Consider the following 19,370-nt stretch of genomic DNA (forward strand, 5'->3'; position numbering starts at 1 on the left):
GATAAATAATTTAATTACGTATGCAATATACATAAGTTAAAGGTTAGTTGTTTTTGTACGAATACATGAATGTTTATTACTTTCTATAGTTCCTAATTGAATTTAATTGGGAGTAATTTGTAAAGATATTTGCATGATTTTGCACATATGTCTATGAAAATAAGAGGAGGTAAAAAAGGTGAATAAATCAGAATTAATTGCTAGTATAGCAGAAAAGTCAAAGTTAACGAAGAAAGATGCAGAGGCAGCTTTAAAGGGATTTATAGAAAGTGTAGAGGAAACACTTGAAAAAAAGGAAAAAGTTCAATTAGTTGGATTTGGAACATTTGAAGTGAGAAAAAGAGCTGCTAGAATGGGAAGGAATCCTAGAACTAAAGAGGAGATAAACATACCAGAGTCAACAGTTCCTGTATTTAAAGCGGGTAAAGAATTTAAAGATAAAGTAAATAAATAATATATTTTCAGAAAACCTGGATGAAAATCTGGGTTTTCTGCTTTAAAAAGGAGAATTTGCATGAGGTTAGATAAATATCTTAAAGTATCTAGAATAATAAAGAGAAGAACCGTTGCAAAAGAAGCCTGTGAAAGTGGAAGGGTTATAGTAAACGGTAAAGTGGCAAAACCTAGCACTGAGATCAAAGAGGGAGACGTAATAGAAATCATATATGCAAACAATAGTCTTAAAGCAAAAATTTTAAATGTTAAAAATTATGTTAAAAAGGAAGATGTTCAAAATATGTATAAAATAATTGCGGAGACAAAAGATGTGAAATAGAAAGTAATATAAATTATTCCAGCCACATATATTTATTATAGGTGGAGGGGATGTTTTATGGAGAAAAAAGAAATAAAGCTTGAAGACAAAAAGAGCCTACTAAGTCTTGAAAATAGGAAAAAGTTAATACTAACAGGTATTATTGAAGTTATAAGTTTTAATGAGGATCAAATATCGTTAAATACCAATCTTGGAATTCTTGATATTAAGGGTAAAGATTTAAAGATGAATAAATTAGATGTCCAAAATGGTGATGTTAGTATAATAGGCACTATAAATTCCTGTGTTTATATAAATAATGAGCCTAAGAAGAAAAAGCATAATTTATTGTCTAAAATGTTTAAGTAGTTAGGATTATTATGATTATATCAATAGGTGATCAGGTCAGAATTATATTGTTTAGTATTATGGCAGGAATAATAACTGGGGTGCTGTTTGATTTTTACAGGTTAATAAGGGGATTAAGTGGCTTAAATAAAATAATAATGTTTATAGAAGACACTCTATTTTGGTTGTTTACAGCTGTAATTGTATTTGTATTTTTGATGTATACTAATTATGCTTATTTAAGAATGTATGTATACATTTTATTGGCAGTGGGTATATATTTGTATTTAAAAATTTTTAGCCGCATATTTATAGGCTTTTATGAAAAATTGTTTAGAATATTGGGAAGGGTATTCAGGGTAATTTTAAATACTCTAGTATATTTTTTTCAGTACGTTATTTATATAATTAAGAAAAAAAATAAAAGAAATTATAAGAATTAACTTGAAGAAAATTAAAAATCAAATTACAATATAAATATAATGTTATTTGTGATAATTGAAGATAAGATTATGTTCTCATAGGCATCTAATATAGTTTAGATAAAAGTTTTAATTAAAGAAACTGGTGATTATTGTTGAAGATAAAGGTTAAATGGAAGAATATATTCTTTTTACTGTTAGTTTTATACATAGGCTATATATTCGTAAGCCAGCAGATTACTATGCAGAATATAAAAAAGCAAATAGTCGAGAGAAAAACTGAAGAACAAAAGCTGAAGGTAAAAAACCAAAAATTACAGGATGAAATTAAAATGTCTGCATCTGACATATATATAGAAAAATTAGCCAGAGAGAAGTTGGGTCTTATTAAACAAGGTGAAACTCCTGTAATAGATAATAATAAATGAATTATATTATAAAAAACTATAGCAGAATTTTTAAATTATATCTGCAGGATGATGGAGGATAAATAATTGTGGAAGCAGGAAAAATTTTTGGGCAAGATCCAAGAAGTCCTACTCTATTAAAACTAGAAGAGTAAAATATTAGTATATAAGTATTATTTTTAAGGAGGAGTCTTTTTAATATGACCTTGAAGGCAGGAAGCATACTAGAAGGTACGGTAGTCAATATTACTAGTTTTGGAGCCTTTGTAGAAGTTGAGGGTAAAACTGGGTTAGTCCATATATCTGAGGTATCAGATACTTATGTTAAAAATATAAGGGACTATTTAAAGGAAAAGGATAAGGTAAAAGTTAAGGTGATTTCTATCGATGATAATGGCAAGATAAGTTTATCTATGAAGCAAGTAGATCAGGATAAGAAGAGTTTGAGACCATTAGAGATAGACTGGCAAAAGGAAAATAACAAGCAAAATCAAGGCAGTTTTGAAGACAGGTTATCTAAGTTTTTAAAAGATAGTGAAGAGAGATTTCAAGACATAAAAAAACATCAGGATTCTAAAGGAAAAGGTTATAAAAAATCGTCTAATTATTGATTATAAATTTAAAGAGGTCTGCAGATGACCTCTTTTGTTTTAAAATAAAAGTTTTATAAAATTGTTGACAATATTCTATTTATCATATATAATAACTTATGTCGTCAAGTTGAGAAACTGTTAAATATTGCTGGAGTGGCGGAACAGGCAGACGCACAGGACTTAAAATCCTGCGGGCTTTAAAACCCGTACCGGTTCGATTCCGGTCTTCAGCACCAGAATAATGACGCGGGGTGGAGCAGCTGGTAGCTCGTCGGGCTCATAACCCGAAGGTCGGAGGTTCAAATCCTTTCCCCGCAACCAATTGTATATAATATGGCGGAATAGCTCAGATGGCGAGAGCATTCGGTTCATACCCGAAGTGTCATAGGTTCAATTCCTATTTCCGCTACCAATAGTAAGGACTTGTTAAATTTAACAAGTCCTTTTATGTTTAAATAATAAACATTTATACACAAAGTTCTACATTGGATTTTGTGGATTTTATAATATAAGTAGAATTATAAACATTGTAGATAAATATTGATGATTACATGTGGATAAAAAAATTTTCCAGTACATATATTAAAATTCAATGGTATTTTTTAAGCCTAATTGTCTAAAAGGAAAATTATAGAAAAAACATAGAAATTAATGTCCTAAAAAAAATATGAATACACCTCACCTTCTGACATTTATTTCCATAAGATATTGCTATAATAAAGAAAGTGATTTTATAGGGTGGGGTGATATTGATGCAATACGGAGCAGAAGTTTTTCCTTATCAACGAACAAAAAAAATAAGTAGTGAGAGGAAAAAGAGTAAATTTAAAAATCTAGATCTTATTATTAAACTGGCATTTTACTTTTTAGCAGGTTTCTTAGTGGGAAGAGTTATGATGGTAAATCTTATGGCACCTTTTGGAATAGCATTTTTCATATCAATAGCGGCGTGTGAAAAGCAGATACCTTCACTAGCAGCAGCTCTTGGCACGCTTCTCGGATATATATCTATATATGGAAATGTAAAGTATTTACCAGTATACTGTACAATAACTGTCACATTAGCTTTGTTGAATTATATTTTAAAAAGTATAGATAAAAATAAGAAGCTTGTTTGGTTGTTTTCAACTACATTTTTAGAATTCTTTTTTTATAAACTTATTGTAGTTAAATTAACTGCTGGAGTAGCTGCATTTAATTCCGTTTTTGAAATTCTATGTATCTTCTCATTATATTATATTATTAGCTATTCTATAATATGCTTTAAAAAATCAAAAACGCGGCATTTATATAACAGTGAAGAGATAATTAGCATGGCTATAACTATATCTTTAATTATAGCGGGAACTTGGGGAAGCAGTATAGGCGGAATATCCATTAGGAATATAATAGCCTTGAGTTTTATTCTCATATTAGGTTATGTAAAAGGAAGTACTTCAGGTGCAGCAGCAGGGGTGGCAATGGGAACTATTATAGGAGTTACCTCTAATGATGTGATAATTTACACTGCAGTTTATGGGTTATGTGGGCTTGTATCAGGTGTATTTAGAGAAACAGGTAAATGGTTTAGTGGTTCAGCTTATATTGTAGCCTTTGCTATATTGAAGATGTATTCTAATATAGGTGCCGAATTTAAAATTATAGAGGTAATTATAAGCTGCATTATATTCCTTGCCATACCTAAAGGAATATATAAAAAGGTGGAATTGGAGTTGGATTGCCGGAAAAAGCAGGAATATTTAAAAGAAAATTATGCAGGCAAAATCAAATCTATTTTCACAAAAAAATTGGACAACTTCTCTGGTGTGCTTGTTAATATGTCATCTGTTCTAGCTGAACTGGCTGAAAATGATAAACTGGCTATGAAAAATAAGAGCAGTGCTCTTGTGGAAAATTTAGCAGATAGGGTTTGCACGAGCTGTGATATGAAGTCCATGTGCTGGAGAAGAGAAACTTTTTATACCTATAATGCATTTGTGGAATTAATACAAAATTATCAGGAAAATAAAAAACATATTCCAGAGGAAATTCAAAGGAAATGTATTAAGCGAACCCTTCTAATGAAAAATACTGAGGAAATCATAAACAATTATATTGTGGATGAGATGTGGAGAATAAGACTGGGAGAATGCAGGGAACTTCTAGCGTCTCAGATAGAAAACATGGGCAGAACAGTGGCAGAAATAGCGGAAGATTTTGATTCTGATATAAAATTTAATCCTGAAATTGAAAATGATATCCGAAGAATTTTAAATAAGGAAAATATACGTTATAAAGATGTATTTTGTTTTAATGATAGAAAAAATCATCTAATTGTGAATTTATCTATGGAAGCTTGTGGAGGGAAACAAAAGTGCATGAAGGATGTGCTGCCACTTATAAATAGTGTTTCAGGCAAATTAATGTGTGTAAATGATAAGGGGTGCAATATAAATTATTCTATGGGTACCTGCAGTATAACTTTTGAGGAAATGCCTAAATATCATGTAGCAACTTATGTCAGTGGAAATTGCAAAGATGGTGAAAAATATAATGGAGATAGTTATAGCTTTGGCAAATTGCCAGACGGGACATATATGACAATAATAAGTGATGGCATGGGTTCGGGGCCTCAGGCAGGTCAAGAGAGCACTGCTACAGTTGAACTTATAGAAAAGTTTACTAATTCAGGGTTTAAAAAAATGACTGCCATTAATACAGTGAATTCTATCATGGGTATTAAATTTAATGAGGATGAAAAATTTTCCACTTTGGATTTAAGTAGTGTGAATTTATATGAAGGGGAGATAAATTTTATAAAGATGGGGGCAGCAGCTAGCTTTATAAAAAGGGGAGATGACATAATAGTTATAAAATCCAAAACTCTTCCTATAGGGGTATTGGATAAACCGGATATAGATATAACCGACAAAAGAATAATTAATGGAGATTTTGTAGTAATGGTAAGTGATGGAGTACTGGATTATGACAGTGAAACTACGGGGAATTTTCAGTGGATGGTGGAATTTTTAAAAAAGTTGGATTGCACAGATCCAAAAGAAATGTGTCAGAAAATAATTGACAGAGCTAAAGAATTGTCTGGCGGAAAAATAAAGGATGATATGACAGTGATAGTTGAAAAAATATATAGTCTTTATTAATGGGATATGATGATGATAGAATTGAGAATTTTTTATATTATAAGAGTTGGGCTGTTGATGATTTATAGGATCAACAGCCTAAATAGGTAGTATACTATTTGACCACAAAAAATAATATATTTATGGTATAATGTAATAACATATTATGATAAAGATTTTTGATTTGGGAAGTGCTTGTTTTGATAGAATCTGTATTGAATACTATAAAAAAAAATAAGATGTTTAATAGCAATGATAAAGTAATAGTGGCTGTGTCGGGAGGGCCAGATTCTATATGCCTGTTACATATATTATATATTTTACGTAAGAAATTAAATATTACACTGGTTGCAGCCCATGTAAATCATTGTCTGAGGGGTATTGAGGCTGATGAGGATGAATTATATGTAAAAAGATTTTGTAAAAACCTAGAAATTGAATTTAAAAGCTTAAAGATAGATATAGATAGTATAGCTAAAAAGAGGAATATTTCCTGTGAAAGTGCAGGAAGAGAAGAAAGATATAAGTTTTTTAAAAGACTTAAAATTGAGCTGGGAGCTCAAAAGATAGCTATAGCACATAATGCTAATGATCAGGCAGAAACGATCTTAATGAGAATTATAAGGGGAGCTGGATTAAATGGACTTATTGGGATAAGACCGATAAGAGATGACATCTTTGTAAGACCACTAATACATAATACCAGAACTGAAATTGAAAAATATTGCAGTGATAATAACCTTCAACCCAGAGTTGATAAGACTAATTTTGAAACGGTATATTCCAGAAACAAAATAAGATTAGAGCTTATACCATATATACAGAAAAATTTTAATAAGGATATAATTGAAGTATTAAATAGATTTTCGGAGACAATAAAAGTAGATAATGACTATTTAGAATATATTTCAAGGGAAAAATTTAAAAAATATTGTGATATAAAGCCAGAAAAGGTTATAATATTTAAGGAGGCATTTTTAGAGAAAAAAGCCATATTAACTAGAATAGTTAGGTTTTCATTAAAAAGTATAGCTAAAAGTTTGATAGACTTTGAAAAAGTTCATATACTTGGCATAATAGATATTCAAAAACATTCCACAGGTAAAGAGCTGATGCTTCCGCATAATATTTTAGCAGTGAATGACTATGGTAATATAATAATAAGAAAAAATACAATGAAAACTAATAAATTCTGCTCGGAACAATATAAATTGAAAATTGGGTGCAATTACATTCCGAATATTAATTCAAGAATCTATTTGAAACTAACTGACATGGGAGGATATGTGAGCTATAATCAAAATAGGTTTATTCAATATTTTGATTATGATAAGATACAGGGAGATATAGTGTTGAGGAATAGAAAAAAGGGGGATAGGATAATACCACTTGGAATGACAGGGAAAAAGAAACTAAAAGATCTTTTTATAGATTTAAAGGTACCCAAAGACACAAGGGATAACGTCCAATTAATATGTTTTGGCGACAAAATTGGATGGGTAGTTGGATATAGAATAAGTGAACTTTTTAAAGTTGATAAAAATAGTAAAACCATTTTAACTATAGGATTTGAAAGCGGGGAACTATAAATCATGAGTACTATAAGTGATGATATTAGAGAAGTATTGCTTGATGAGAACACGATAAAAGGAAAAGTTAGGGAAATAGGAAAAAAAGTAAGTAGAGATTATGAGGGCAAAGATCTATTGCTGGTGGGTATATTAAAAGGATCAGTCCCATTTATGGCAGATTTGCTGAGACAGATAACTATTCCATGTAGTATGGATTTTATGGCGGTTTCCAGTTATGGAAACTCTACGAAAAGTTCAGGTGTTGTAAGAATTTTAAAAGATTTGGATTATGAAATAGAAGGTAAGTATGTGTTGATAGTGGAGGATATTATAGATTCAGGTACAACTTTGGCATATTTAGTTGATTATTTAAAAGGCAGGAAAGCTAAAAGCATAGAAATAGCTTCTCTCTTAAATAAGGCTGAAAGAAGAAAAGTCAATGTTAAAGTTAAATATATAGGATTTGAAGTCCCCGATTACTTCTTAGTAGGATACGGATTGGATTATGCAGAAAAATATAGGAATTTTCCATATATTGGTATATTAAAGGAGGAAGTTTATAAATAATTAGCATTAAAATTTATTGTAAAGAGATATTACTTATGATACAATTTTACAGTATTAAACTGGAAAGAGAGGGGGGCCTTTAATGAAAAAATTTTCAAGTGCAACGGCCTGGGTTATAGTTTTTATATTAGTAATTCTTGCTGCATTACTATTATTGAGAACCGATAATAATTCAGTATCTATTACTTTCAATGATTTTCAAAAGGATTGGTTAAATAACGATATAAAAAGTTTTCAACTTAGAGAAGATAAAATGACAGTTCAAGGAAGTTTAAAAGATGGAACACCTTATGAAACTGTAGTTCCATCTGAAAGACTGTTTCAATTTATAGGAGAACATCCTAAAGATGGTGAAGTTCAAGAAATGTACGTCAAGCCAGCTACAATGCCCATGTGGGTTCAGTATTTACCTACAGTTCTGGTAATACTTATGCTTGTGGCATTTTGGTTCATGTTTATTCAGCAGTCGCAAGGCGGTGGAGGGAACCGGAATGTTATGAATTTTGGTAAGAGTAGAGCTAAGATGGCGGCTCCGGATAAGAAAAAAGTGACTTTCGCAGATGTTGCGGGGGCAGATGAAGAAAAAGAAGAACTAGCGGAAATAGTGGATTTCCTAAAGCAGCCTAAGAGATATATAGAGATGGGAGCTAGGATACCTAAGGGAGTTTTACTCGTAGGGCCTCCAGGAACGGGTAAAACACTTTTGGCAAAGGCAATATCCGGTGAGGCAGGGGTACCATTTTTTAGCATATCGGGTTCTGATTTTGTAGAGATGTTTGTTGGTGTAGGTGCTTCTAGGGTAAGAGATTTATTTGAGCAGGCAAAGAAAAATTCACCTTGTATAGTGTTTATAGATGAAATAGATGCAGTTGGACGGCAAAGAGGAGCTGGACTTGGTGGAGGTCACGATGAAAGGGAGCAGACTCTAAATCAACTATTGGTTGAGATGGATGGATTTGGCGCTAATGAAGGAATAATAATGATAGCGGCTACAAATAGACCTGATATACTGGATCCTGCCTTGTTAAGACCTGGAAGATTTGATAGACAGATATTGGTGGGTGCTCCAGATGTCAAGGGAAGAGAGGAAATATTAAAAGTTCATTCCAGGAATAAGCATTTATCCGATGAGGTGAAATTGGATGTTTTGGCAAAGAGGACTCCAGGGTTTACTGGTGCTGATTTAGAAAACCTGATGAATGAATCTGCTCTTTTGGCAGTTAGAAAAAATAAAACTTTAATTGGAATGGATGAATTGGAAGAAGCAGTAACTAGAGTTATAGCAGGCCCTGAGAAGAAAAGTAAGGTTATTGATGAAGAAGATAGAAGACTTACTGCATACCATGAGGCAGGTCATGCAGTGGTTATGAAGCTTTTACCTAATTCAGATCCGGTTCATCAGATAAGCATAATACCAAGAGGAATGGCTGGCGGATATACCATGCACCTACCTGAAAAAGACAGCTCCTATATGTCAAAAGCAAAGTTGGAAGATGAAATTGTAGGGCTTCTAGGAGGAAGAGTGGCAGAAAAGTTAGTTATCGGTGATATTAGTACTGGAGCTAAAAATGATATTGAGAGAGCTACGACTATAGCTAGAAAGATGGTAATGGATTATGGAATGAGTGATCTTGGACCTATTGCCTTTGGCTCGGGGCATGATGAGGTGTTTTTAGGAAGGGATTTGGGAAAAGGTAAGAATTATAGTGAAGAAGTAGCTTTTGAAATAGATAAGGAAATAAGGAAATTGATAGATGAAGGCTATAATAAAGCTGAGAAACTTCTTTCACAGAATATGAACAGATTGAGGGCTGTTGCTGAGAAACTGCTTGAAAAAGAAAAACTTGAGGCAGATGAATTTGAAGAGGTTTTTGCTCAAGCTTAATTTAATACGATATATAAAAAATCCTATGTTACATAGGATTTTTTATATTGTAAACTAAGAATGGTTTTGTAAGTAATATATTTTAAAACTTAACTGACAGTGATATAATAAATCTATGTGTTTTATAAAGTGTAAATTTTATGCGGAGTGAGATGATTATAGTGGAATTTAATTTAAAAGAGGGTATTACCTCTACTGCGGAGATACAAATAACTAAGAATGATACAGCAAAAAAAATGGGTTCTGGTGATTTGGATGTATTTGCTACGCCTGCAATGATAGCGCTTATTGAAAATACATGTAAAAACTGTGTGGATCTTCACCTTCCTTCAGGCTACACTACGGTGGGAATAGAGGTAAACGTAAAACATATTAAGCCATCACCAGTAAATGTAAAAGTTAGATGTGAAGCAATTCTTGAAAAGATTGACAGGAAGAAGTTATTTTTTAAAGTTGAAGCCTGGGACAATAAGGGCAAAATTGGAGAGGGATCCCATGTTAGATATATAGTAAATAGTGAGGAATTCATGAAAAAAATACAATAGGGAAATGAACGCGATTTATCTTGACAAATAGAATTTTATTGATACAATTAAATTATAATTTTGACAGAGCTTGACATAATTCTAGAGCAGCTTTAAAGTTGCTCTAGAATTATGTATATTATGAATAAAATGATTTACTAATTTTATTTAGAAAGATGGTGTTGTTTAGTGATTTTAGTTTTGGATGTGGGTAATACCAATATTGTATTGGGGGTATATGACGATAATGAGCTTATTTCAGTATGGAGATTATCCACAGATGATAAAAGGACAGCAGATGAATATGGAGTTCAAGTAATGGAACTATTCCTACAAAATAAATTGAATTTATCGGATATAAAAGGAGCTATTATATCTTCTGTAGTACCTAATATCATGTATTCATTGGAACATATGGTAATAAAGTATTTTAAAGTTATTCCCATTATAGTTGGGCCTGGAGTAAAGACTGGAATAAATGTCAGATATGACAATCCGAGAGAAGTGGGAGCAGACAGAATAGTGAATGCTGTAGCTGCTCATGAAATATACAAGAGATCTATAATTATTATAGATTTTGGAACAGCTACTACATTTTGTGCAGTTACTGCTAAAGGGGATTATCTAGGAGGAACTATATGCCCTGGAATAAAGATATCTTCAGATGCTCTATTTGAAAAGGCTGCTAAACTTCCTAGAGTAGAAATTATTAAACCCGCTGGGGTTATATGTAAAAATACTGTCTCTAGTATACAAGCTGGCCTAGTATATGGATATATTGGACAGGTAGATTACATAGTTAAGAGAATGAAAAAGGAAATGATGGATTTAGGCGAGGATGAACCCTTTGTGATAGCAACTGGAGGTCTTGCCAAGCTTATAAAGGAAGGAACTAAGTCCATAGATATAATTGATTCCATATTGACATTAACAGGACTTAGAATAATTTATGACAAAAATAAGGAGCCGATATCTTAATGAAAATAGGGAAAGCGGAATTTTGTAATAATGTATTTTTAGCTCCCATGGCGGGTGTTACAGATAGGGCATTTAGGGAAATATGTAGGGAGATGCAGTGTGGATTTGCCTATACGGAGATGATAAGCTCTAAAGCTTTGTTTTATGGAAATAAAAAAACTCAGGATATGTTTCTGACCTCTTCTAAAGAAAAATCTGTAGGAGTGCAGATATTTGGGAGTGATCCCCTTGTGATGGCTAAGTCCTGTGATTTTTTTAACGATAATGAAAAGATTGTTCTTGTAGATATAAATATGGGGTGTCCGGCCCATAAAATAGTAAAAAACGGAGAGGGATCTGCCCTGATGAAAAACCCTATTCTTGCATCACAAATAGTAAAAGAAGTGAAAAGGGCTTCTTTAAAGCCTGTTACTGTGAAAATGAGAATTGGGTTTGATGATCGCAATATAAATGTAATAGATTTTGCGAAATGTATGGAACAATCTGGGGCAGATGCTATAGCTGTTCATGGCAGAACTAGTGCTCAAATGTATATTGGCAAAGCTAATTGGGATATAATAGGGGAAGTAAAGAAAGCAGTTAAAATTCCAGTTATAGGCAATGGAGACATATTTACAGCAGAGGATGCAGATAGAATTTTAAATAAAACGCAGTGTGATGGAATAATGATTGGGAGAGGAGCTATGGGGAATCCTTGGATATTTAATCAAATACTGCAGTATGTGAATAATTGTCCTGTAGAATATCCTACACCTAGGGAAAGGGTGGATGTGTGTATAAGACATTATAAAAAGTCAATTTATTACAGCGGTGAAAATAGAGCGGTTAAGGAAATGAGAAAGCATATAGCATGGTATATAAAAGGTTTGAAAAATAGTAAGGAAATAAAAGATAAAATAAACTATGAAAAGCACAGTGAAGGTGTATTTGAAATTTTAGATAAATATAGAGATCTATTGTAATTTTTGATTTAAAGGGAGAATAGAATAATATTGTAACTAATTTAAAAGGATAACAAGCTTGAAATCTATTTTGTATGCTAGATCTGACAGAAACATATTTTATGATGACAATAGTTTTTGGGGAAGGATGAAAGATAGATTTAAAATAAGAGTGGAGGAAAAACTTTTTATAAAAGAATTTGGAGTCAAAATTGGAATTGTAAGATTTCCATTGAATATTAATATTAATTCCTATAAAAATAATATTCTGAGAGCTCAAAAGGTGTCAAAAATAAAAGATATGCAGTTGGCGCCTAAAATTTATAGATATTTTGATTATAATTTGTACAATAAATTCCAAAGGGAATTGATGGCCTTTAGTATTGTAACAAGTTCGAAAATCATACTTAGAAATAGAAAAAAAAGTATAAGACGCAGTTGTATGGTTGTTTATGATGCTTCAGAGCCTATTTTATTTGACACTATATGCTTTTTAGCTAAAGAAGCTAAGTTTATAGTTCTGCTTTCTAAGAATATTATGAGGGCAAATGGGATCAGACAGTATGTTACGGCAAATTATGGTGTAACACCTATAGTCACGTCGGATATGAATTTTTCTTTTAAAAGTGCAGATTTTATTATAACTTCTAGGGGAATTGATATAAATAGCAAGGCATATATATGGTATCTGGATAATAGCTATATACCTTATTATAAAAATAATATTATAGTTAATGATATTAGATATAAGATTCCCTGGAGTTTTAAGTATGAAAACATATCCTTTGAGCTTTTGGGATCTATACTTTGTCAATTAGGCGAAAGAAATGTAGAGAGATCTTTGCACTCCAATGGTGTGTTTTTAAATAAAATAAAATTTAATAAAGATGAATTGATTTTATAGAAACGGGGAGAACTATAAACTAATGAAATGAAATTTTTATTACGTTGACAATATAGTAGTGCTGTTTTATAATTACTTAAATGATAATGGAGAAGGGCAATTAATAGTAATAAAATTCAAGATATTATGGGATATGATAGAATTTTATATAATTATAAAAGGGGAGAGCAGAATGAGCACGTCAAAAAAATATGTAATGACTTATGAGGGAATAAGAAAACTTGAACAGGAATTGGAGAATTTAAAAACAGTTAAGAGGAAAGAAATTACGGAAAAGATTAAAACAGCTCTTTCGTTCGGGGATTTGAGTGAAAATTCAGAATATGATAGTGCTAAAAATGAACAAGCATTTGTAGAGGGAAGAATAGTTCAACTTGAAAATATGCTAAAAAATGCTACTATAGTAGATGAGGATGAAATACCACCGGATGTAGTCAGCGTGGGTTCCATTGTAAAGGTGAAAGATTATGATTTTAATGAAGAGGTTGAATATTTAATTGTAGGATCTGCAGAAGCTGATCCTGTTAATAATAAAATATCAAATGAATCACCTGTAGGTAAAGGACTAGTGGGGAAAAAAGCGGGGGATATAATTGAAATACAAGTTCCTGATGGTGTTAGTAAATATAAAATACTGAGTATAAGAAGATAATTGGAGGGTAATATTCATGACTAAAGAGGAGAAGAGTATACACATGCTGGAAGAAAATTCTAATGAATTGATAAAGGAAAGATTGCAAAAATTAGAGCTTTTGAAAGAAGAAGGAAAGGATCCTTTTGAAGTTTATAAAGTAAATAGGACTCATACTTCTAAAGAAGTAAGGGATAACTATGAAACTCTAGAGGGAAAAGATGTAACTGTTGCGGGAAGATTGATATCAAAAAGAGTACACGGTAAAGCCGGGTTTTCAGATTTATATGACAGGTATGGAAAGATTCAACTGTATATAAAAATAAATGATGTGGGTGAAGATAAGCTCAAGGAATATAAATCCTATGATATAGGTGATATTTTATCCGTAACAGGCAGAGTATTCAAAACTAAAACTGGTGAGATAACGATTCATATTATAGATTTTCAGCTGGTATCTAAATCTTTAAAACCTCTTCCAGAAAAATGGCACGGGCTCAAGGATCCGGATTTAAAGTATAGACAAAGGTATGTGGATTTGATAATAAATCAAGAAGTGAGAGATACTTTTTTGAAGAGAACTGCCATAATAAAATCAATGAGAGAATTCCTAGATAACAAGGACTATATAGAAGTGGAGACACCAATACTTTCTTCAATAGCTGGTGGAGCTGCAGCAAAGCCTTTTACGACCCATCATAATGCACTTGATATAGATATGTATTTAAGAATTGCTACAGAACTATATCTTAAAAGACTTATAGTTGGCGGTTTCGAAAAAGTATATGAAATTGGTAAATGCTTTAGAAATGAAGGTATGGATATAAGGCACAATCCGGAATATACATCGATTGAATTATATGAAGCCTTTGCCGATTACAATGATATGATGGAACTGACTGAAAATATGATAGCCTATGTATGTGAAAAAGTACTGGGAAGTACTAAGGTAATATATCAAAATACAGAAATAGATTTTAAACCACCATGGAATAGAATTACCATGGTGGATGCGGTTAAAAAGTTTACAGGAATAGATTTCGATGAAATAAAAACCGATGAAGAGGCCAGAAAGATTGCCAGTGATAAAGATATTGAGCTTAAGAAAGCCCTGGGAGATTGTACAAGGGGAGATATATTAGATGCGGTGTTTGAAGAATTTTGTGAAGAGAAATTTATTCAGCCTACTTTTGTAATGGATTATCCGGTGGAAATATCTCCGCTGACCAAGAAAAAGAGAGGAAATGATAAGTTCACAGAGCGATTTGAGGGCTTTGTGTTTGGAAGGGAAATATGTAACGCTTATTCGGAATTAAATGATCCTATAGTTCAGAGAGAAAGATTTCTGCAGCAATTAAAGGAAAGAGAATTAGGTGATGATGAAGCGTATATGATGGATGAAGATTTTATAAATGCACTTGAAATAGGTATGCCGCCGACTGGAGGGTTGGGGGTAGGGATAGATAGACTTATAATGTTTTTGACGGATTCCTATTCTATAAGAGATGTTATACTTTTCCCTACAATGAAACCCAATCAGCAACAGTAGTAAGTCTGAACATGTATTCATAGATATTTTATATTTAAAATTAACATATAAAAGTTAAGGCTTTTTAACCAAAAAGGTCTTAACTTTTTATAATGCGATTTTAATTATTTTTAAGGTATAAATATATTGCAATTTTTAAATTGCATGATATAATTATACATGTAAGTCGTTCCGTGGTAGCTCAATGGTTGAGCATTCGGCTGTTAACCGAAGGGTTGGAGGTTCGAGCCCTCTCCACGGAGCCATTTTATTCTACAATTTTAATGAATTAATATTTACATTTGCATATTATGGGGTATAATAAAGTTTATATAAACAATTTAATAAGCAGCTATGATAGAGAAAAATAGCACTATAAATTTCTAAAGAGAAGTTGTGGGTGGTGTAAACAACGAAATTTTTTGCTAGAGGAGCTTTTGAGCTGGATATGTGAAAGATGAGCCTACGCTAAATAGGGTGGAACCGCGGAGTTAATTCGTCCCTTTACGTCAAGCTCTTTTTTTATACCTAAAATCATAATTTGTGTTTAAAAATAATTAATTACAAAAACTGAATAATTTATGGGAAGGAGAAATATAAATGAATTTTGAAAAGACTATGGATAAAATAGTGGCTTTAGCTAAAAATAGGGGATTTGTATATCCTGGTTCAGATATATACGGAGGACTTGCAAACACTTGGGATTATGGACCCGTTGGAGTAGAACTCAAAAATAATGTAAAAAAAGCTTGGTGGAAGAAATTTGTCCATGAAAATGAACACAATGTGGGAATAGACTGTGCAATACTTATGAACAGCGAGGTTTGGGTGGCTTCAGGCCATGTGGGAAATTTTACTGATCCACTTATGGATTGTAAAGAATGTAAAGCCAGATTTAGAGCAGATAAACTAGTAGAGGAACACATGACTTCAAAGGGAATAGAAAAGGCCAGCGCGGATGGATGGAGCAATGAAAAATTAAAAAAATATATAGATGAAAATAATATTGTATGCCCAAGCTGTGGGAAAAAAAATTTCACTGATATAAGACAGTTTAATCTTATGTTTAAAACATTTCAGGGAGTTACAGAAGATTCAAAGTCAGAGATATATTTAAGGCCTGAAACGGCTCAAGGTATATTTGTAAATTTTAAAAATGTCCAGAGAACGAGCAGGAGAAAAATCCCCTTTGGAATAGCTCAAATAGGTAAGGCTTTTAGAAATGAAATAACCCCTGGAAATTTCACTTTTAGAACTAGAGAGTTTGAGCAAATGGAACTTGAATTTTTCTGTAAACCGGGAAGTGATTTAAAGTGGCATAGCTATTGGAAAGATTATTGCTGGAAATTTTTATTGAACCTTGGTATGAAAGAAGAAAATATAAGATTTAGAGATCATGGTAAAGAAGAGCTTTCTCACTACAGTAATGCAACTTCCGATATAGAATATTTATTTCCCTTTGGTTGGGGAGAACTTTGGGGAATAGCAGATAGAACGAACTACGATTTGACCCAACATCAAAATCACTCGGGGAGAGAAATGACTTATATGGATCCTATGACTAAGGAAAAATATATACCTTATTGTATAGAACCTTCTGTAGGAGCAGATAGAGCAGTGCTTGCATTTTTAGTTGATGCCTATGATGAAGAAGAACTAGAAGGGGGAGATGTAAGGACAGTATTGCATTTCCATCCTGCAATAGCACCGTTTAAAGCAGCAGTTCTTTGTCTTAGCAAGAAGCTGTCGGAAAAATCTCTAGAAGTTTATAACATGTTAAAGGGAGATTTTAATATAGATTATGACGATGCAGGAAGTATAGGTAAGAGATATAGAAGGGAAGATGAGATTGGGACTCCTTATTGTATAACAATAGACTTTGATACTATGAAAGATGATACTGTTACTATAAGAGATAGAGATACCATGAAACAGATTAGGGTTAAAATAGAGAACTTAAAGGGATTTATTGAAAATAAAATACAATTTTAGTAGTATGCCGTGCTAATCTTGATTTAAAGACATGTGATTAGTGCGGTAAATTCAAATAAAAAATTTACCGAATAACTTTAGTTATTCGGTAAATTAGGGTTTAATCATGGGGATATGTTATATGTTTAATTAAAACTTGGGGAATTATATTAATGTTTCCTTACGGCACAATCTTAGTATAGCATAGTAATAGAATAACTTTCAATAGCCAACAATAAAGTTGTTAAATTAAATATTTTCTCATAATTTTGACTATAATCGACATATTTTATTTTGACAATATCTATATGGTATGATAACAATGCTTCGTATTAAATTTCATTCAAAATTTACGGTATATTATTTTATAATATGTTGTGTTATTATATAATCGAAATATAAATTATTGTAATGGATTTGGTATGGAGGTAATTTTATGAAGAAAAACTTTGAAGAGTTTAAGGAGTTTATAAAAGGTAAGAGAACAGCGGTAGTTGGCATAGGCATAAGTAACAGGCCTCTAATTAATTTTTTATTGAACTTAGGTGCTAAAGTTACTGCTTTTGATAAAAAAAATGAAAATCAATTAGGAAAAATAGCAAAAGAATTTAGGGAAAAGAATATAAATCTTATATTAGGAGAAGATTACCTTCATAATTTAAACAATTTTCAGGTGATATTCAAAACACCTTCTATGAGAATAGATAATCCGTATCTTGTAAGAGCCAGGCAGAAAGGAGCCTATATAACTTCTGAGATGGAGGAATTTATTAAGTACTGTCCTGCTAAGATATATGGAGTAACTGGAAGTGATGGCAAAACTACTACTACTACTATTATGTATAATATTTTAAAAGAGCACGGATATAAGACATGGGTGGGAGGAAATATAGGCACTCCACTATTTTCTAAAATAGGTGAAATGAGAAGTGAAGATAAAGTTGTATTGGAGCTGTCAAGTTTTCAATTAATGACTATGAATGTATCACCTGAAGTTGCAATTATAACAAATATTAGCCCCAATCATTTGGATATCCATAAAGATATGAATGAGTATATAAATGCTAAGAAGAATATATTTAGATATCAAGATAAAAGTAATTTGCTTGTGCTAAATAGGGATAATGACATAGTAAATTCCATGGTGGCGGAAGCTCCGGGAAGTGTAAGGCAGTTCAGCAGTAAAAGGGTGTTAAATAGAGGAGGATATGTAAAAAATAATAGTTTATATATAGATGAGAATGAAGTTTGCAAAGTAAAGGAAGTTAAAATTAGGGGAATGCATAATGTTGAAAATTTTTTAGCAGCTTTTTGTGCAGTGAAAGATGATGCGGATATTGGCGATATGAGGGAAGTAGCCATTAATTTTTCTGGCGTGGAACACAGATGTGAATTTGTAAGAATTGTGGATGGAGTAAGATATTATAATGATTCCATTGCTTCAAGCCCTACTAGAACTTTGGCCGGGCTCAAGGCTTTTGAGAAACCCGTCATATTGATAGCAGGTGGATATGATAAAAAAATACCCTTTGATGTTTTGGCAGAAGAAGGATATAAAAAGATAAAAGCTCTAATACTAATGGGTGCTACAAAAGGTAAGATAAAAGAAGCGTTTGATAAATTGAAAAATGAAAAGGGAATTCATGTACCAATAGTTGTAGTTAATTCTTTATTTGATGCAGTTAATAAAGCCAGAGAGCTGGCAGAGAATGGAGATATTATTACTCTTTCACCAGCTTGCGCTAGCTTCGACATGTTTCCAAATTTTGAAGTTAGAGGAAACAGCTTTAAGGAGATAGTGTGTAAACTTTAATTTTATCAGTCGATAGTATGTTCCAATATAATTGATCATCTTGCACTTGTAAAATAAACAGCACCTAGTGTATCAGTATATGAATGGTATAGAAAAAGCTATTATACAGCAGGAAATATAAGATAAATTGGTTTTAAGGATATATACTGCAGAGAAAATAAAATGAAATATGATAGAATATCAACTGTTGTCACGAAATGAAGCGGCAACATGATAGAATCAATGTTTTTCAATTTTTTATGTTTTAAAAAAATAATAAAAATTCAGAAAAGAACATTGACAAATGTAGTTACAGATGATATACTATAAAAGCTGTCTTAAAGAAGAGCAGGCAGCTTGAGATGATCCTTGAAAATTGAACAGAATAAATATAGGGAAACTTATATGAGAATAAACCAGCAATTCTTTTGAGCT

18 protein-coding genes and 4 tRNA genes are annotated in these 19,370 nt (G+C 31.9%); all 22 read left to right on the forward strand.

Going from position 1 to position 19,370, the window contains the following annotated elements; translation table 11 throughout:
- Positions 1 to 178: 178 nt before the first annotated feature.
- Entirely contained in the window at positions 179 to 454 is a 276-nt protein-coding gene (locus LN736_RS06670; protein ID WP_150357791.1) for an HU family DNA-binding protein, read from the forward strand.
- A gap of 60 nt (positions 455 to 514) precedes the next feature.
- Positions 515 to 775: an RNA-binding S4 domain-containing protein gene (locus LN736_RS06675; RefSeq protein ID WP_150357793.1), complete on the forward strand. Its 261-nt coding sequence runs from the start codon at positions 515 to 517 to the stop codon at positions 773 to 775.
- 57 nt (positions 776 to 832) lie between these two features.
- A complete protein-coding gene (gene yabP / locus LN736_RS06680; RefSeq protein ID WP_150357795.1) occupies positions 833 to 1,123 on the forward strand; it encodes a sporulation protein YabP in 291 nt (96 codons plus the stop codon).
- Between the two features lie 11 nt (positions 1,124 to 1,134).
- Positions 1,135 to 1,545 (forward strand): spore cortex biosynthesis protein YabQ, encoded by a 411-nt coding sequence (gene yabQ, locus LN736_RS06685; protein WP_150357797.1) that lies wholly within the window; start codon positions 1,135 to 1,137, stop codon positions 1,543 to 1,545.
- Between the two features lie 134 nt (positions 1,546 to 1,679).
- Positions 1,680 to 1,952: an FtsB family cell division protein gene (locus LN736_RS06690; protein ID WP_378061404.1), complete on the forward strand. Its 273-nt coding sequence runs from the start codon at positions 1,680 to 1,682 to the stop codon at positions 1,950 to 1,952.
- Between the two features lie 179 nt (positions 1,953 to 2,131).
- Positions 2,132 to 2,542 carry a S1 domain-containing RNA-binding protein gene (locus LN736_RS06695; protein ID WP_150357801.1) on the forward strand — a complete coding sequence of 137 codons (411 nt, stop codon included), beginning with the start codon at positions 2,132 to 2,134 and terminating at the stop codon, positions 2,540 to 2,542.
- Positions 2,543 to 2,671: 129 nt separating this feature from the next.
- Positions 2,672 to 2,760: transfer RNA gene (locus LN736_RS06700), tRNA-Leu, on the forward strand.
- Positions 2,761 to 2,769: 9 nt separating this feature from the next.
- Positions 2,770 to 2,845 (forward strand) — tRNA-Met (locus tag LN736_RS06705).
- A gap of 14 nt (positions 2,846 to 2,859) precedes the next feature.
- Positions 2,860 to 2,936 (forward strand) — tRNA-Met (locus LN736_RS06710).
- Between the two features lie 340 nt (positions 2,937 to 3,276).
- Positions 3,277 to 5,664, forward strand: coding sequence for a stage II sporulation protein E (gene spoIIE, locus LN736_RS06715; protein WP_179978353.1), 2,388 nt, complete (start codon positions 3,277 to 3,279; stop codon positions 5,662 to 5,664).
- A 179-nt stretch (positions 5,665 to 5,843) separates the two neighbouring features.
- Entirely contained in the window at positions 5,844 to 7,232 is a 1,389-nt protein-coding gene (gene tilS / locus LN736_RS06720; protein ID WP_179978175.1) for a tRNA lysidine(34) synthetase TilS, read from the forward strand.
- A gap of 3 nt (positions 7,233 to 7,235) precedes the next feature.
- Complete coding sequence (gene hpt, locus LN736_RS06725) at positions 7,236 to 7,781, forward strand: hypoxanthine phosphoribosyltransferase (protein WP_150357803.1); 546 nt, start codon at positions 7,236 to 7,238, stop codon at positions 7,779 to 7,781.
- A gap of 82 nt (positions 7,782 to 7,863) precedes the next feature.
- The gene (gene ftsH / locus LN736_RS06730; protein WP_150357804.1) at positions 7,864 to 9,666 is read left to right on the forward strand and encodes an ATP-dependent zinc metalloprotease FtsH; all 1,803 of its coding nucleotides are present in this window, start codon (positions 7,864 to 7,866) and stop codon (positions 9,664 to 9,666) included.
- Between the two features lie 161 nt (positions 9,667 to 9,827).
- Positions 9,828 to 10,211 carry a thioesterase family protein gene (locus LN736_RS06735; RefSeq protein WP_150357813.1) on the forward strand — a complete coding sequence of 128 codons (384 nt, stop codon included), beginning with the start codon at positions 9,828 to 9,830 and terminating at the stop codon, positions 10,209 to 10,211.
- A gap of 168 nt (positions 10,212 to 10,379) precedes the next feature.
- Complete coding sequence (locus LN736_RS06740) at positions 10,380 to 11,168, forward strand: type III pantothenate kinase (protein WP_150357805.1); 789 nt, start codon at positions 10,380 to 10,382, stop codon at positions 11,166 to 11,168.
- Complete coding sequence (dusB, locus tag LN736_RS06745) at positions 11,168 to 12,130, forward strand: tRNA dihydrouridine synthase DusB (RefSeq protein WP_150357806.1); 963 nt, start codon at positions 11,168 to 11,170, stop codon at positions 12,128 to 12,130. Before LN736_RS06740 ends, dusB begins: the two co-directional genes overlap by 1 nt.
- A gap of 58 nt (positions 12,131 to 12,188) precedes the next feature.
- Positions 12,189 to 13,013 (forward strand): hypothetical protein, encoded by an 825-nt coding sequence (locus LN736_RS06750; protein WP_150357807.1) that lies wholly within the window; start codon positions 12,189 to 12,191, stop codon positions 13,011 to 13,013.
- Between the two features lie 172 nt (positions 13,014 to 13,185).
- A complete protein-coding gene (gene greA, locus LN736_RS06755) occupies positions 13,186 to 13,665 on the forward strand; it encodes a transcription elongation factor GreA (RefSeq protein ID WP_150357808.1) in 480 nt (159 codons plus the stop codon).
- Positions 13,666 to 13,681: 16 nt separating this feature from the next.
- A complete protein-coding gene (gene lysS / locus LN736_RS06760; protein ID WP_179978173.1) occupies positions 13,682 to 15,193 on the forward strand; it encodes a lysine--tRNA ligase in 1,512 nt (503 codons plus the stop codon).
- Between the two features lie 170 nt (positions 15,194 to 15,363).
- Positions 15,364 to 15,438 (forward strand) — tRNA-Asn (locus tag LN736_RS06765).
- Positions 15,439 to 15,772: 334 nt separating this feature from the next.
- Entirely contained in the window at positions 15,773 to 17,164 is a 1,392-nt protein-coding gene (locus tag LN736_RS06770; protein ID WP_150357810.1) for a glycine--tRNA ligase, read from the forward strand.
- Positions 17,165 to 17,579: 415 nt separating this feature from the next.
- Positions 17,580 to 18,956, forward strand: coding sequence for a UDP-N-acetylmuramoyl-L-alanine--D-glutamate ligase (gene murD, locus LN736_RS06775; protein ID WP_150357811.1), 1,377 nt, complete (start codon positions 17,580 to 17,582; stop codon positions 18,954 to 18,956).
- The last annotated feature ends 414 nt before the right edge of the window (positions 18,957 to 19,370 follow it).

The sequence above is a fragment of the Clostridium aromativorans genome, from assembly GCF_020908015.1.
Taxonomy (GTDB): Bacteria; Bacillota; Clostridia; order Clostridiales; family Clostridiaceae; genus Clostridium_B; species Clostridium_B aromativorans.

Coding starts and splice junctions, on each gene's coding strand:
- spoIIE (WP_179978353.1), top strand. CDS start 3,277: ATGCAATACGGAGCAGAAGTTTTTCCTTATCAACGAACAAAAAAAATA.
- greA (WP_150357808.1), top strand. CDS start 13,186: ATGAGCACGTCAAAAAAATATGTAATGACTTATGAGGGAATAAGAAAA.
- yabQ (WP_150357797.1), top strand. CDS start 1,135: ATGATTATATCAATAGGTGATCAGGTCAGAATTATATTGTTTAGTATT.
- murD (WP_150357811.1), top strand. CDS start 17,580: ATGAAGAAAAACTTTGAAGAGTTTAAGGAGTTTATAAAAGGTAAGAGA.
- LN736_RS06770 (WP_150357810.1), top strand. CDS start 15,773: ATGAATTTTGAAAAGACTATGGATAAAATAGTGGCTTTAGCTAAAAAT.
- hpt (WP_150357803.1), top strand. CDS start 7,236: ATGAGTACTATAAGTGATGATATTAGAGAAGTATTGCTTGATGAGAAC.
- yabP (WP_150357795.1), top strand. CDS start 833: ATGGAGAAAAAAGAAATAAAGCTTGAAGACAAAAAGAGCCTACTAAGT.
- lysS (WP_179978173.1), top strand. CDS start 13,682: ATGACTAAAGAGGAGAAGAGTATACACATGCTGGAAGAAAATTCTAAT.
- LN736_RS06695 (WP_150357801.1), top strand. CDS start 2,132: ATGACCTTGAAGGCAGGAAGCATACTAGAAGGTACGGTAGTCAATATT.
- LN736_RS06675 (WP_150357793.1), top strand. CDS start 515: ATGAGGTTAGATAAATATCTTAAAGTATCTAGAATAATAAAGAGAAGA.
- ftsH (WP_150357804.1), top strand. CDS start 7,864: ATGAAAAAATTTTCAAGTGCAACGGCCTGGGTTATAGTTTTTATATTA.
- dusB (WP_150357806.1), top strand. CDS start 11,168: ATGAAAATAGGGAAAGCGGAATTTTGTAATAATGTATTTTTAGCTCCC.